The following is an 11,848-nucleotide window of genomic DNA, read 5'->3' on the forward strand; positions in this document are numbered from 1 at the left end:
GTATAGGCCGTTGGACATGCGATTTGAAACCCCTCTTGTCCCCGCCCGCCTGATCCGCCGCTACAAACGCTTTCTGGCCGATTGCACACTGGAAGACGGGCGCGAGGTGACAGCCCATTGCGCCAATCCGGGGTCAATGATGGGGCTGGCAGAACCAGAGCAGAAAATCTGGCTGGAACCCAACGATGACCCGAAGAAAAAGCTGAAATACGGCTGGCGGCTTGTGGATCACGAAAACGGTCACTTTACAGGGGTCGATACCTCGGTTCCCAACAAAGCCCTGCGCGCGGCACTGCTGGCGCGTGAAATCTCCGAACTGGCTGTCTATGAAACCATCCGGCCCGAGGTGAAATACGGCGAAAACAGCCGCATCGACTTTCTGCTGACCCAACCCGGCCTGCCGGATGCCTATGTCGAGGTCAAAAGCGTGACCCTGTCGCGCCAACCGGGTCTGGCCGAGTTCCCCGACAGCGTCACCGCACGCGGCACCAAACATCTGGGCGAACTTTCGGCGATGGCGGCACAGGGCCACCGGGCGATCATGCTGTATCTCGTGCAGCGCACCGATTGTGACCGGTTTGCATTGGCCGCCGATATCGACCCGGCTTATGCCGACGCCTTCAAGGCTGCACAGGCACAAGGGGTTGAGCGCCTTGCCATCGGCACCCGGATTTCATCCGAAGGCGTTTGGGTAGATACGAAGCGATTCAACTATGAACGCGGCTAGCTGACTGACCCAAAGCTCTGTTGCGTTCAACTTGGCGCGCGACATACAAAGGTGGTGGACGCAAGCGGCATCGTCATATCGCTGGCCTCAAATTGCGACCGAAGCGCCGACAGCAATTCGGTCACAACCTCGTCCGGGTCGACACCCCCGCGCGCCCTGATTTCGTCAATCATCGGGTTCCCGTAAACCAGAGCAGTGGCAAACCTCTCGGGATCAACGATCGGTTTGTTGATCCTGATGGTTTCATGAGTGACGTCCTTCCATCCTGCTTCCCGCAGATCCTCAAGGACAGCTTCCGGGTCGCCATAGTGAAACGGAACCTTGTAAAATCCCGGCGGGTCATCAGGGAAGAACCGCGCCGCCGCATTGTGCGCCGTCTCTGAGAAAGGGTTCTCTGCCATAGAGTTCCAGACGTTAAAGACATAGCGGCCGCCGGGTCGCAGGACACGCGCCGCCTCACGGTAAGACTCGGTTTTGTCCGGAAAGAACATCACGCCGAACTGACAGACCATCAGGTCGAATGAATTGTCGTCAAATGGCAACTCCATTGCGTTGGCGACCGAAAACTCAACATTATCCCGGTCTGAAAACTTGCCTTTGGCTATTTCAAGCATCGGAGCGTTCAGATCGGTAACAACCAGCGAGGTCTGCGGGTGCAACTGATCCCGCAATTTACGGCTGACAATCCCTGTCCCCGCAGCAAGTTCAAGTACCTGCCGCGCGTCCAGCCCGCCGCACAGCGCTGCAATCTTATCTGCATAATCCACGAATATATTTGGACCCAGTCCTTGATCGTAATGGGCCGGAATATCACCAACAAATTCTGCCGAATTACCTGACATGACCACCCTCCCAAGTGTTCGCAACCAGTTAAAAGTCGCTAGTCTATCCCAGTTTCCGAGTTTAGGCGAACACAGCAGGCCGCGTCCGGCCTTGAACTTTGCCCTGTCAGAACCATTTGAACGGTTGAAAAAGCCCGCGACCCATCGCCCTCTGGTACTTTCTGCACAAGCAGCGTAAAAGAAATGCCGCGCGAAACATTTGGAGCCTCGCACCGATGAAGGAACATCGTGGCCGTCTGACAAAGGACGGTATCCGCATCTATGAACAGGGCGACTTTGCCGGCATGCACGCGGCAGGGGCCTTGGCTGCGCGGATTCTGGATGACATTGCAGAGCATGTCTTTCCCGGTCAAACCACCGGCGCGATAGATGGCATGATCACCCAGATGGTCGAGGACGCAGGCGCGACATCGGCAACCATCGGTTATAAAGGCTATCAGCACGCAAGCTGCATCAGCGTCAATCATGTGGTCTGCCACGGCATTCCCGGCGACAAGCGGCTGAAGGATGGCGATATCCTGAATATCGACGTCACCGTCATCGTCGACGGCTGGTTCGGCGACACGTCGCGCATGTATGTGGCGGGCAAACTGCCTCGCAAGGCGGAACGCCTGATCCAAGTGACACACGACGCCCTGTTCAAGGGGATTGAGATGGTCAAGCCGGGCAACACGTTCGGCGATATTGGCCACGCGATTCAGGCGTATGTCGAAGCACATCGTATGAGCGTTGTGCGCGACTTCTGCGGCCATGGACTGGGCCGTGTTTTCCACGCGCCGCCCAACGTCCTGCACTATGGCCGTCCGGGGACCGGGGCGGTTCTGGAAGAAGGCATGTTCTTCACGATCGAGCCGATGGTGAATCTGGGGCGGCCTGAAACCAAAACCCTGTCCGATGACTGGACAGCAGTGACGCGGGACAAGTCCCTGTCCGCGCAGTTTGAACATTCGGTTGGCGTTACGGCAGATGGGGTAGACATCTTTACCCTATCACCGGGCAACAAGTACCATCCGACCTATTCGTCCTGATCGGCGGCCTGATCCCGCAAGAGTTTCAACAGCAGTGTTTCAGCCCCCCACGGCGTCACCGCGTCGTGGATGAAGATAGGCGCGCGCATCGGTGTGCGCTCGGGGCCGGTATCGGCTGCGGCCACCTGTGACGATGCCCAGATCGAAGGGGTCAATGCGCGGTCCATGAACGCAGCCTAACACATTCGGTCGACTTCCCCAAAAACCCGGACGCGGCACGCAGGAAAGCCCGGCCTCATGCGTCCGAGGCACCCTTCCACATCAACGTGATATGCGTATCGCCATATTTGCGGCTGTCCTGCAGTGAAAACCCCTCGGGCGGCTGCATCGGGGCGTTTTCTTCCCACACGATCAGCGCGCCTTCGGATATCCATCCGCCGGACAAAGCGGCCAGAGCCTTCTGTCCCATGGATTTCCCATAAGGAGGGTCCAGGAAAATCAGGTCATAGGGCGCGTCTGGGTTTTCGCCCAACCGGGTCGCGTCGCGGCGGATCAGGTGGGTCTGGCCAGAGCTACGGGTCAGGTCGATATTCTTGCGGATCAACCCCTGCGCCACACGCCCGTCATCCACGAAGGTCACATGGCTCGCGCCGCGCGACAGCGCCTCCAGCCCCAGCGCACCTGTGCCCGCGAACAGGTCCAGCACGCGCAGACCGTCAAAGTCGATCTGATGGGTCAGCACGTTGAACAGGCTTTCGCGGACACGATCCGTTGTGGGCCGCAGATGTGCGCCCGCGTCCCCTTTGCCGACCGAGGCCAATGCGCGGCCCCGGAATTCTCCGGCGATGATCCTCACGCCTTGAGCAGCGGCTTGAGGTCCGCTTCGGGGTCGGCAACCACGGCTGGATCGGCGGTTTTTCCTGCGTCGATCAGGCGTTTGCCGACCATATAGGCGCGCGGGTCGTTCATCGCGTCCACAGCGATCAGCTGATCGCCTTTGTAGTACCAGAAGGACACCGTTGCGCCCTCACCCTGCCGCGTCACAACGCGATCATAGCCGGTGTTCAGCCCCGCGATTTGTAGTTTGACGTCATACTGATCCGACCAGAACCACGGTGTCGCGGTATAGTCCTTTGCCGCGCCCAACATGTTCTGAGCGACGACCTCGGCCTGATCAATCGCGTTGGGCACGCTTTCCAGCCGGATACGCCCCCCGGCATGGGGGAAAGACGCGCAATCGCCCGCCGCCCAGATCGAGGGGTCCGAGGTGCGGCCATGGGCATCGGTCTTGATGCCATTGTCCAGCTCCAGCCCGGCCAATTCCGCAAGAGCGGTCGAGGGGGCGATACCCACGCCAACGACGACAAAATCGACCTCTAGTTCGGTCCCGTCCGTCAGGATCGCACCTGTGACCTTGCCGTCCTCGCCCACCAGACGATCCAGACCGACGCCCTCGCGGATATCCGCCCCGTATTGCGTGTGCAGGGCGCGGAAATAATCGCTGGTCTCTGGCGCGGCGACACGTTGCAGGATGCGGTCGGCCATCTCGACCAGAGTCACCTTGACCCCGCGCTTGGCACAGACCGCCGCGGCCTCAAGCCCAATATAACCGCCGCCCACGATCAACGCGCGGGCACCGTTGGTCACGCGCGGTTCCATCTCGTCGATATGGGCGAGATCGCGCACCACATGTACACCCGCCAGATCGCCACCGATGGCAGAAGGCAGGCGGCGCGGGTCAGACCCGGTGGTCAAAGCCAGTTCGTCATAAGAAATGACCTCATCACCCAACGAAACGGTCTTGGCCTGAGGATCGATCCCGGTCACGCGCTGGCCCAGACGAAGGGTGATGTTTTTCTCGGCATAAAAGCTCTCGGGGCGCAGAAACAGGCGTTCCAACTCCATCTCGCCCAGCAGATAAGCCTTGGACAATGGGGGGCGCTGATAGGGCAGATGCGGTTCGGCCCCGATCAGGGTGATGCCACCTTTGAACCCGTCTTTGCGCAGCTTTGCGACAAGCGATGCGCCCGCTTGTCCGGCACCGATTACGACAATATGGCTCATCTTCCCCTCACCCTGTCGAATTCCCGTGGTCTCCTCCACGCGTCCACCTATATTGCGGCAAAGCCCGACTCTGCAAATCCAAATGACAGGAGCACAAAAATGATTTCAACAGGTGATATGCTGCCCGACGCCACGCTGATCCAGATGGGTGCAGATGGCCCCGAAGAAGCGCGGGTTTCCGACAAGACCAAAGGGCGCAAGGTCGTAATTTTTGCCGTCCCCGGCGCGTATACTGGAACCTGCACAACCGCGCATGTGCCAAGCTTTATCCGAACCAAGACCCAATTTGACGCCAAGGGCGTTGACGAAATCATCTGTATCTCGGTCAACGACCCGTTCGTCATGGGTGCATGGGGCGAGTCGACGGGTGCGACGGCCGCCGGGTTGTCGATGATGTCCGATCCCGCATCGGAGTTCACCAAGGCCATCGGAATGGACTTTGACGCCCCGCCCGTGGGCTTGTTCGGCCGCTCAAAGCGCTATGCGATGCTGGTCGAGGATGGCAAGGTTACCGCCCTGAACCTCGAAGAAAACCCCGGCGCATGTGAGATTTCGGCCGGCGAGGGTCTGCTCGAGACGATCTAAGCAAGCATGGCCCCGGCCCCGGTCGGGGCCATGAATTCTATTTAACTTGATGCAACGCCCTGATGCGCGAATACTGATCCTATTCGTTCAGGGAGTTCTGTGATGAAACTAAGGGTATTTACTATCTTCCTCGGCGCGGCAGGCGCTCTGGCGGCCTGCGGGCCTGCCCCCACTCCACAGCAGCAAGCGGCGCGACAGCATGAGATCGCCTGTCTCAGCGGTACGCTGGGCGGTGCACTGATCGGAGGAGCCATCGGCAACCAGTTCGGCGGCGGTTCGGGCCGCGACATCCTGACTGCGGCAGGCGCCGTTGCAGGCGGCCGGGGCGGTCAGCTTTACGCATGCTGAGGAGGACGAAGATGAGACTTGGATATGTGGCGCTTGCTGCCATTTTGGTGGCCGGGGCAGTTTCAGCCGAAACAGCGGCCGAGCTGCACGAACAGCAACTGAACGCGATCGACGCGAACAATGACGGATTTCTGTCCAAAGACGAGTTCAACGCCTTTTCCGACTATGCGTTTCAGGCGATGGATGAGGACAAGAACGGAACCCTCGGGCTGAATGAAGCCAAGCCGTTTCTGGACATAAAACAGTTCCAAAGCGTTGACCGCAATCGGGACAACCTTATCTCTCGTGCAGAATACGACGCGCAGATGAATGATGATTTTACATCCGCGGATCAGGACGGCAACGGGCTGTTGGACTAGCACCCGTCGAACCGAACAGGAGCGTGCAATGAACAAATGGATTTCTCTGGGCGTTCTTGGCGTGCTTGCGGCCTGCGATGTGCCACAAGCACCCGTGGTCACAGGTCCGGGCGGCCAACAACAGATCCAGATCAGCACCAGCGGTCTGACGTGTTATGAGTCGCGCTGCCTCGACATCAACCCGGCCGCCCGGTCCGTGCGCATGGTCGGGAACCGAAGAACCGGAATTCCCGGCAACATCGATGTCAGCGACGGCACGATTACCCCTGCCGAATTCAGGCGTCTGGGTGAAGTCGCGAGCCTTGCCGGAGGCATGGGCTCACGCGGGGATCGCGGCTAGGCCAGACTGTCCATCTTGCGGGCAAGTTTTGCGTCAAGCGACGACAACCCGCCGACGTCATGCGTTGAAAGTGTCACCTCGACCGTGCGGTAGACATTGAACCATTCAGGGTGGTGATTCCACTTTTCAGCAAAGATCGCCACCTGCGTCATCCAGCCGAACGCGTGGACGAAATCCTCGAAAATGAAGGTTTTTGTAATCGCATCCCGGTCCTTGACCATGGTCCAGCCGTTCTTGAACAGCGGGTCCAGAAGGGGGCCGCGGGTCTCGGTCGACAAAAGTTCGGTCATTGCTGTTCCTCCGGGTTCGATTTTCTGAACGGACCGTAATCCGTTAGAATCTCGATCTCTTCTCCCACTGCGGCTGCCTCGGCGTCCAGATATTTCTTGATCGCATCGGCAAAGCCGGGGTCGTTCACCCAATGCAGGCTATGCGTGCGCGTGGGCAGATAGCCGCGTGCCAGCTTGTGTTCCCCCTGCGCACCGGCTTCGACCCGCGCCAAGCCCTGTGAGATGGCGAAGTCGATCGCCCTATAATAGCACAGTTCAAAATGCAGGCAGGCATGGTGTTCGACGCACCCCCAATAGCGGCCAAACAAAGTCTCGCGCCCGATGAAGTTCAGCGCTCCGGCAATCGGGTATCCGTCGCGCTCGGCCAACACCAAGGCCATGTCACCAGTCATGGTTTCATGGGCGATATCAAAGAATTGCCGCGTCAGATACGGCATCCCCCATTTGCGCGAGCCCGTGTCCTGATAGAACCGCCAGAACGCATCCCAATGTTCAGGCCGCAGGTCATCGCCGGTATAGGTGCGGATCTCACCGCCAAAACTGCAAGCCTGTGCGCGTTCCTTGCGGATATTCTTGCGCTTGCGCGACGACAGCGCCGCAAGAAACCCGTCAAAGTCACCGTATTCGTCATTCAACCAGTGGAACTGCTGGGAATGACGAACCATCAGGCCCATTTCTTCGCCCACAGCGGCCTCTGCTTCGGTGCAGAAGGTCGCGTGGATGGATGAGACCTGATTGTCCGCCGCCAGTTGCACCGCCCCCTGGACCAAAGCGGACATACCGACGCCTTCATAGCCCGGCCGCACCAGAAACCGCCGCCCCGTGGCGGGCGTAAAGGGCACCGCGATCTGCAGCTTGGGGTAATAGCGCCCGCCCGCGTTTTCATAGGCATGCGCCCAGTTGTGGTCGAAAATATACTCGCCCTGAGAATGCGACTTGGCATATATCGGTGCCGCACCGATCAGCATCCCATCCAGATAGGCAGTCAGATATTGTGGCTGCCAGCCGGTGCCACGCCCGACTGAACCGCTTTCCTCCAGCGCCAGCAGAAACCGATGCGTGGTGAAAGGATCAAACGGGCGACCCCCGTCCAAGGCTTCGGGGCAGGCGCAACTGTCCCATTCAGCCGCAGGTATCTGCGCGAGTGAATTCAGTACCCGAACCTCGATCTGTGCCTGATCCATGTGCCCTCCGCGTCTGGTCTTTATCTGTGACGGACGGGGTTGGGTTCAACCCGGATGGGCGGCCAAATACCCCTCGAAGGTCACATTATCGGCAACCTTGCGGGCCTCTGCCTCTTGTTCGGGCGTGCGGATGGTCCAGCACAGGATCGGAACGCCCTGCGCCTTCAGCTCGGCCACGCGGGGGCGCATGAGGTCGGCGGCTTCGTGACTGATAAAGCTGGCTCCGACCCGGTCGAAATCCGGAATGCCACGCAGATGGTCGCACACATCCTGCGGTAACAGCTCGACCTTCGGCTCATAGGCGCAGGTTGTGATCCCACGCGGCAAGCGCGGAGCCAGACGCGCAAGCTCCGCCACCGAATTGGGGTTGAACGACATCAGAGCCACCGGGCCTTCATAGCCCAGCAAGGCGCGGACAGTGTCGTGCTCTAACGGGCCGATATTAGGACCCATCGCGCCATCCTGATCCTTGAGCTCGATCAAAAGGGGAACCTGACCCGCAACGATGTCCAACACCTCGTCCAGTGTTGGAATACCGTCATCGCCAAACAACAATGTCAGCTTTGAGGCCTCAGCCGACGAAACCTGCCGGATGGGACCCGACTGGCCGGTCAAACGCGTCAAGTCATAGTCGTGGAACACCACAGCCCGGTCATCTGCAGTCAGTTGCAGGTCGATCTCAATTCCATACCCAGCCCGGATCGCCGCACGAATGGCCGCCCGGCTGTTTTCCGGGCGGTTGTCCGAGATGTCATGCAAGGCCCGATGCGCAATCGGAGCCCGCAGGAAAGCGGCTGGTAGGGCAGGCGTCATGCGATCTCGAAGATACCTTCGATCTCAACCGCAACGCCCAGAGGCAGCGACGCGGCGCTGACAGCCGAGCGCGAATGACGGCCCGCTTCGCCCAGCGCCTCGACCAGAAAATCGGATGCACCGTTGATGACCTGCGGCTGCGCAGTGAAATCAGCGGTCGAGTTCACGAACCCGGTCAGCTTGATCACGCGCACCAGCTTATCGATATCCCCGCCGCAGGCCGCCTTGACCTGCGCCAGCAAGTTGATCGCGCAGACCTTGGCGGCGGCGGCTCCGGCCTCGACACCCATATCATCGCCCAGCTTGCCGGTGATCAGGTCGTCATCCTTGGAAATCTGGCCCGAGACATAGACAATGTTCCCGACGCGCACGAAAGGGACGTAATTCGCCGCCGGAGCAGGCGCGTCCGGCAAAGTGACGCCCAGGCTTTCCAGTTTTGCTGCGATGCTCATGTGATGATCCTCACCTAAATTCGACTCGGTCGGACGCTAACCGGGTTCAGGGATTTGGAAAAGCACGAAACCGGCAGTTTTGTTGCTGCCCGCGCACTAAGCATAACTTCTCTTATTCGGGACGCTTCCATTCTGGTCACTTTACCTTGACCCTAAGCGCAGGTTAAACGCTGGCTGTTTCTGTGTATTTGTGAAACATCTGAGTGACGTCGAATTGTGCCGCCTCAAACGGCCAAAGGCAGTATTGATTAAATGTTCGGGCGCATCGTCCCCGAACAGGTTGGAGTGGCAAAACCCGTGTTGAGCAGAATTCGCTTGAAGCCCCTGATCGTCCTGTCCGTTATGACAGTTCTTGGTGCATGTGCCACGCGCCCGCCCGAAGGAACGCCTCCGGGGGAAACATTCGATCCGTATGAAAACGCCAACCGGGGCATCCACAAGTTCAACCTTGGCGTCGACCGGTTTTTGTTCCGTCCGGCCTCGAAGGGCTATGTCAAGATTGTGCCCGATCCGATGGTCACCAGCTTCAACCATTTCGCCGAAAACCTGACGATGCCGGGTCAGGCGCTGGATTACCTGCTGCAAGGCAATATCAAACAGTCCGGGAATGCTCTGCTGCGGTTCGCGATCAATACGACGGTCGGCGGCGCGGGCCTGTCCGATCCCGCCAGCGAATTGAACCTGCCGCCGGTGGACACGGATTTTGGCGAGACATTGCACCTGTGGGGCGTGGGTGAAGGCGCTTATGTCGAGCTGCCGTTCTACGGCCCGTCAACCCAGCGGGATTCGATTGGCGTGATCGTCAATCTGTTCTCGAACCCCATCAACTTTACGCCCGTTCGCCCGGTCGACAATATCGGCGTCTACGCCGAGGTTGTGCGTCGCATGGGGGATCGCGGCCGGTTCTCGGATACGGTCGATTCGATCCTGTATGAAAGTGCCGACAGCTACAGGCAGGCACAGACCATCTACCTGCAAAACCGGCGCTTTGAACTGGCAAGAGACGATGAAGACGCCTATTTGGGTCTGTATGATGACCCCTATGCCGAAACCGGGACCGACCCAGTCAGGGACCCCTACCTAGACCCTTACGAGGACCCCTATGCCGAGTAACCACTTGAACCGACGCGGTTTCGTCGCCACTGGCCTTGCCGGTGCGCTGATGACCGCCCTCCCCGCTTTCGCCCAGACCGAAGCCAGCGCCAAGGCTTTGGTTGTCAGCGTCGTGGACGAAATCAACCGCGTGATCGCCTCGGGTAAGTCCGAAAAAGCGATGATCCGCGATTTTGAGAAAATCTTCGTCAAATATGCCGACGTTCCGATTATGGCGCGCTATGTGCTGGGCGCTGACGGCCGTTCGGCCAGTTCATCGCAGCTAAAACAATTCACCAGGGCGTTTCAGGGCTATATCTCAACCAAATACGGCCGCCGTTTCCGAGAATTCATCGGTGGTCAGGTTACAGTTCGGAACGCCCGCAAGATCAAGGCCGGGTACGAGGTTCGTACGTCGGTCAAGCTGCAGGGCTCGTCCCCGTTCGAGGTGACCTTTCTGGTGTCCGACAAGTCCGGGCGTGATCGGTTTTTCAATATGTTCATCGAAGGGGTGAACATGCTGCTGACAGAACGGACCGAGATCGGCGCTATGCTGGATGCGCGTGGCGGTGATCTGAACCGACTTATCAAGGACATGAACCAGAATAAGCTCAGCTAAACTGGCCCATAGATGCAAAAAGCGCCGCGCGCCCCAATCGCGCGGCGCTTTTTCGTTCTGCTGCCTTAGTTCAGGCGCTCACCGGTTTCCTTGGCGAAATAGGAAACTTTGCTCATGTCAAAGGCCAGATTCAACATCTTGCCCGCCCGCGCGCTGGTTTCCGCGTGAAGGCGCGCGGTGACCTGCTTGCCTCCCAGTTCTGAGACCACATAGGTGTCAGCCCCCGCCGGTTCGACCATATCGACAAGGCACTCGGCTTCTTGCACGCCATCGCCTGCGCGGAACCCGGCCTCGGCAATATCCTCGGGGCGCAGGCCAAGGATCACATCCTGCGGCAGCGACAGATCGCGGGCATCGTTCAGCACCAGAGTCTCACCACTATCGCGTGCGATGGCGATCTGGGTACCCGGTCCGTTCTTGCGCGCCTGCGCCGGGATCAGGTTCATCGCGGGGGAGCCCATGAAATCGGCCACGAACAGGTTGGCCGGGTTGTTGTATATCTCGGCCGGGCTGCCGATCTGCTGCACGATTCCACCCTTGAGAACAACGATCTTGGTGGCCAGCGTCATCGCCTCGATCTGGTCGTGGGTGACGTAGACGATGGACGCATCCAGTGTTTGATGCAGTTTCTTGATCTCGGTCCGCATCTCGACCCGCAGCTTGGCGTCGAGGTTCGACAGCGGCTCGTCGAACAGGAACAGCTTGGGGTCACGCACCAGCGCCCGGCCCATCGCAACCCGCTGACGCTGACCGCCCGACAACTGGCTGGGGCGGCGGTTCAGCAGAGGTTCAATCTGCAACAGTTGGGCAACCTCTTTCAGCTTGGCGTCCTGCGTCGCCTGATCGACCCCGCGCACCTTCATACCAAAGGTGATGTTCTTGGCGACGGACATGGTCGGGTACAAAGCGTAGGACTGGAACACCATCGCAATGTCACGGTCCTTGGGGCTGACATGGGTCATGTCGTTCCCACCGATGGACAACGTCCCGCCGGTGATAGGCTCTAGACCTGCGATACAATTCAACAGGGTGGATTTGCCGCAACCCGATGGGCCGACCAACACCAGGAAATCACCCGGTTCGATCGAGATGTTGATGTCCTTGAGAATCTCGGTCGCGCCGTAATTCTTGTACAGGTTTTGGATATCGAGGATCGGGGCCATGA

General features: G+C 59.2%; 17 protein-coding genes. 8 read left to right on the forward strand and 9 right to left on the reverse strand.

Translation table 11 applies throughout. The features are described from left to right. Positions 1-16 precede the first annotated feature (16 nt). Positions 17-727 (forward strand): DNA/RNA nuclease SfsA, encoded by a 711-nt coding sequence (sfsA, locus tag ACR0B7_RS08950; protein ID WP_170483582.1) that lies wholly within the window; start codon positions 17-19, stop codon positions 725-727. A gap of 26 nt (positions 728-753) precedes the next feature. Here sfsA and ACR0B7_RS08955 read toward each other — a convergent pair whose 3' ends face one another. Continuing rightward, positions 754-1,569 (reverse strand): class I SAM-dependent methyltransferase, encoded by an 816-nt coding sequence (locus tag ACR0B7_RS08955; protein ID WP_170483580.1) that lies wholly within the window; start codon positions 1,567-1,569, stop codon positions 754-756. A gap of 215 nt (positions 1,570-1,784) precedes the next feature. Between ACR0B7_RS08955 and map the strand changes: the two genes are divergently transcribed. Continuing rightward, the gene (map, locus tag ACR0B7_RS08960) at positions 1,785-2,597 is read left to right on the forward strand and encodes a type I methionyl aminopeptidase (RefSeq protein ID WP_170387731.1); all 813 of its coding nucleotides are present in this window, start codon (positions 1,785-1,787) and stop codon (positions 2,595-2,597) included. On the opposite strand, the gene ACR0B7_RS08965 is transcribed toward map, so the two are convergent. The 3 genes from ACR0B7_RS08965 to ACR0B7_RS08975 form a co-directional block, all read right to left on the reverse strand. Beyond that, positions 2,585-2,764 carry a hypothetical protein gene (locus tag ACR0B7_RS08965; protein ID WP_170483577.1) on the reverse strand — a complete coding sequence of 60 codons (180 nt, stop codon included), beginning with the start codon at positions 2,762-2,764 and terminating at the stop codon, positions 2,585-2,587. The two genes, map and ACR0B7_RS08965, sit on opposite strands and share 13 nt — an antisense overlap. A gap of 68 nt (positions 2,765-2,832) precedes the next feature. Beyond that, on the reverse strand, positions 2,833-3,393 hold the full coding sequence (gene rsmD, locus ACR0B7_RS08970) for a 16S rRNA (guanine(966)-N(2))-methyltransferase RsmD (RefSeq protein ID WP_170387735.1): 561 nt from the start codon (positions 3,391-3,393) through the stop codon (positions 2,833-2,835). Next, the gene (locus ACR0B7_RS08975; protein ID WP_170576749.1) at positions 3,390-4,601 is read right to left on the reverse strand and encodes an NAD(P)/FAD-dependent oxidoreductase; all 1,212 of its coding nucleotides are present in this window, start codon (positions 4,599-4,601) and stop codon (positions 3,390-3,392) included. Before ACR0B7_RS08975 ends, rsmD begins: the two co-directional genes overlap by 4 nt. A 99-nt stretch (positions 4,602-4,700) precedes the next feature. On the opposite strand from ACR0B7_RS08975, the gene ACR0B7_RS08980 reads away from it, so the two are divergent. From ACR0B7_RS08980 to ACR0B7_RS08995, 4 genes are all read left to right on the forward strand, one after another. Then, entirely contained in the window at positions 4,701-5,186 is a 486-nt protein-coding gene (locus ACR0B7_RS08980) for a peroxiredoxin family protein (protein WP_170387739.1), read from the forward strand. Positions 5,187-5,288: 102 nt separating this feature from the next. After that, positions 5,289-5,534, forward strand: coding sequence for a glycine zipper 2TM domain-containing protein (locus ACR0B7_RS08985; RefSeq protein WP_170387741.1), 246 nt, complete (start codon positions 5,289-5,291; stop codon positions 5,532-5,534). Positions 5,535-5,545: 11 nt separating this feature from the next. Continuing rightward, on the forward strand, positions 5,546-5,893 hold the full coding sequence (locus ACR0B7_RS08990) for an EF-hand domain-containing protein (RefSeq protein ID WP_480681306.1): 348 nt from the start codon (positions 5,546-5,548) through the stop codon (positions 5,891-5,893). 28 nt (positions 5,894-5,921) lie between these two features. Continuing rightward, positions 5,922-6,233 (forward strand): hypothetical protein, encoded by a 312-nt coding sequence (locus ACR0B7_RS08995; protein WP_170483571.1) that lies wholly within the window; start codon positions 5,922-5,924, stop codon positions 6,231-6,233. Here ACR0B7_RS08995 and ACR0B7_RS09000 read toward each other — a convergent pair. Genes ACR0B7_RS09000 through ACR0B7_RS09015 form a run of 4 tightly spaced genes read right to left on the reverse strand, consistent with a single transcriptional unit; the run spans position 6,230 to position 8,972 of the window. Continuing rightward, positions 6,230-6,523 carry a 4a-hydroxytetrahydrobiopterin dehydratase gene (locus ACR0B7_RS09000; RefSeq protein ID WP_170387748.1) on the reverse strand — a complete coding sequence of 98 codons (294 nt, stop codon included), beginning with the start codon at positions 6,521-6,523 and terminating at the stop codon, positions 6,230-6,232. The genes ACR0B7_RS08995 and ACR0B7_RS09000 overlap by 4 nt on opposite strands. Continuing rightward, entirely contained in the window at positions 6,520-7,707 is a 1,188-nt protein-coding gene (locus tag ACR0B7_RS09005; protein ID WP_170483569.1) for a GNAT family N-acetyltransferase, read from the reverse strand. Before ACR0B7_RS09005 ends, ACR0B7_RS09000 begins: the two co-directional genes overlap by 4 nt. A gap of 45 nt (positions 7,708-7,752) precedes the next feature. Beyond that, a complete protein-coding gene (locus ACR0B7_RS09010) occupies positions 7,753-8,520 on the reverse strand; it encodes a glycerophosphodiester phosphodiesterase family protein (RefSeq protein WP_170483566.1) in 768 nt (255 codons plus the stop codon). Continuing rightward, positions 8,517-8,972 (reverse strand): RidA family protein, encoded by a 456-nt coding sequence (locus ACR0B7_RS09015; protein WP_170483563.1) that lies wholly within the window; start codon positions 8,970-8,972, stop codon positions 8,517-8,519. Before ACR0B7_RS09015 ends, ACR0B7_RS09010 begins: the two co-directional genes overlap by 4 nt. 342 nt (positions 8,973-9,314) lie before the next feature. Between ACR0B7_RS09015 and ACR0B7_RS09020 the strand changes: the two genes are divergently transcribed. Both ACR0B7_RS09020 and ACR0B7_RS09025 read left to right on the forward strand, forming a co-directional pair. Continuing rightward, complete coding sequence (locus ACR0B7_RS09020; protein WP_170576761.1) at positions 9,315-10,085, forward strand: MlaA family lipoprotein; 771 nt, start codon at positions 9,315-9,317, stop codon at positions 10,083-10,085. Further along, positions 10,075-10,683: a Tgt2/MlaC family protein gene (locus ACR0B7_RS09025; protein WP_170483561.1), complete on the forward strand. Its 609-nt coding sequence runs from the start codon at positions 10,075-10,077 to the stop codon at positions 10,681-10,683. The genes ACR0B7_RS09020 and ACR0B7_RS09025 overlap by 11 nt, the downstream gene beginning before the upstream one ends. Before the next feature lie 65 nt (positions 10,684-10,748). On the opposite strand, the gene ACR0B7_RS09030 is transcribed toward ACR0B7_RS09025, so the two are convergent. After that, on the reverse strand, positions 10,749-11,846 hold the full coding sequence (locus ACR0B7_RS09030) for a sn-glycerol-3-phosphate ABC transporter ATP-binding protein UgpC (protein ID WP_170387758.1): 1,098 nt from the start codon (positions 11,844-11,846) through the stop codon (positions 10,749-10,751). Positions 11,847-11,848 lie beyond the last annotated feature (2 nt).

The organism is Ruegeria sp. BB6 (assembly GCF_056539385.1).

What these genes read in the sequence shown, in the direction of transcription:
- sfsA (WP_170483582.1), top strand. Translation starts at nt 17, where the DNA reads ATGCGATTTGAAACCCCTCTTGTCCCCGCCCGCCTGATCCGCCGCTAC.
- ACR0B7_RS09030 (WP_170387758.1), bottom strand. Translation starts at nt 11,846, where the DNA reads ATGGCCCCGATCCTCGATATCCAAAACCTGTACAAGAATTACGGCGCG.
- ACR0B7_RS09025 (WP_170483561.1), top strand. Translation starts at nt 10,075, where the DNA reads ATGCCGAGTAACCACTTGAACCGACGCGGTTTCGTCGCCACTGGCCTT.
- ACR0B7_RS09020 (WP_170576761.1), top strand. Translation starts at nt 9,315, where the DNA reads ATGACAGTTCTTGGTGCATGTGCCACGCGCCCGCCCGAAGGAACGCCT.
- ACR0B7_RS09010 (WP_170483566.1), bottom strand. Translation starts at nt 8,520, where the DNA reads ATGACGCCTGCCCTACCAGCCGCTTTCCTGCGGGCTCCGATTGCGCAT.
- ACR0B7_RS09015 (WP_170483563.1), bottom strand. Translation starts at nt 8,972, where the DNA reads ATGAGCATCGCAGCAAAACTGGAAAGCCTGGGCGTCACTTTGCCGGAC.
- ACR0B7_RS08985 (WP_170387741.1), top strand. Translation starts at nt 5,289, where the DNA reads ATGAAACTAAGGGTATTTACTATCTTCCTCGGCGCGGCAGGCGCTCTG.
- map (WP_170387731.1), top strand. Translation starts at nt 1,785, where the DNA reads ATGAAGGAACATCGTGGCCGTCTGACAAAGGACGGTATCCGCATCTAT.
- ACR0B7_RS08995 (WP_170483571.1), top strand. Translation starts at nt 5,922, where the DNA reads ATGAACAAATGGATTTCTCTGGGCGTTCTTGGCGTGCTTGCGGCCTGC.
- ACR0B7_RS09005 (WP_170483569.1), bottom strand. Translation starts at nt 7,707, where the DNA reads ATGGATCAGGCACAGATCGAGGTTCGGGTACTGAATTCACTCGCGCAG.
- ACR0B7_RS08980 (WP_170387739.1), top strand. Translation starts at nt 4,701, where the DNA reads ATGATTTCAACAGGTGATATGCTGCCCGACGCCACGCTGATCCAGATG.
- ACR0B7_RS09000 (WP_170387748.1), bottom strand. Translation starts at nt 6,523, where the DNA reads ATGACCGAACTTTTGTCGACCGAGACCCGCGGCCCCCTTCTGGACCCG.
- ACR0B7_RS08975 (WP_170576749.1), bottom strand. Translation starts at nt 4,601, where the DNA reads ATGAGCCATATTGTCGTAATCGGTGCCGGACAAGCGGGCGCATCGCTT.
- ACR0B7_RS08965 (WP_170483577.1), bottom strand. Translation starts at nt 2,764, where the DNA reads ATGGACCGCGCATTGACCCCTTCGATCTGGGCATCGTCACAGGTGGCC.
- ACR0B7_RS08955 (WP_170483580.1), bottom strand. Translation starts at nt 1,569, where the DNA reads ATGTCAGGTAATTCGGCAGAATTTGTTGGTGATATTCCGGCCCATTAC.
- ACR0B7_RS08990 (WP_480681306.1), top strand. Translation starts at nt 5,546, where the DNA reads ATGAGACTTGGATATGTGGCGCTTGCTGCCATTTTGGTGGCCGGGGCA.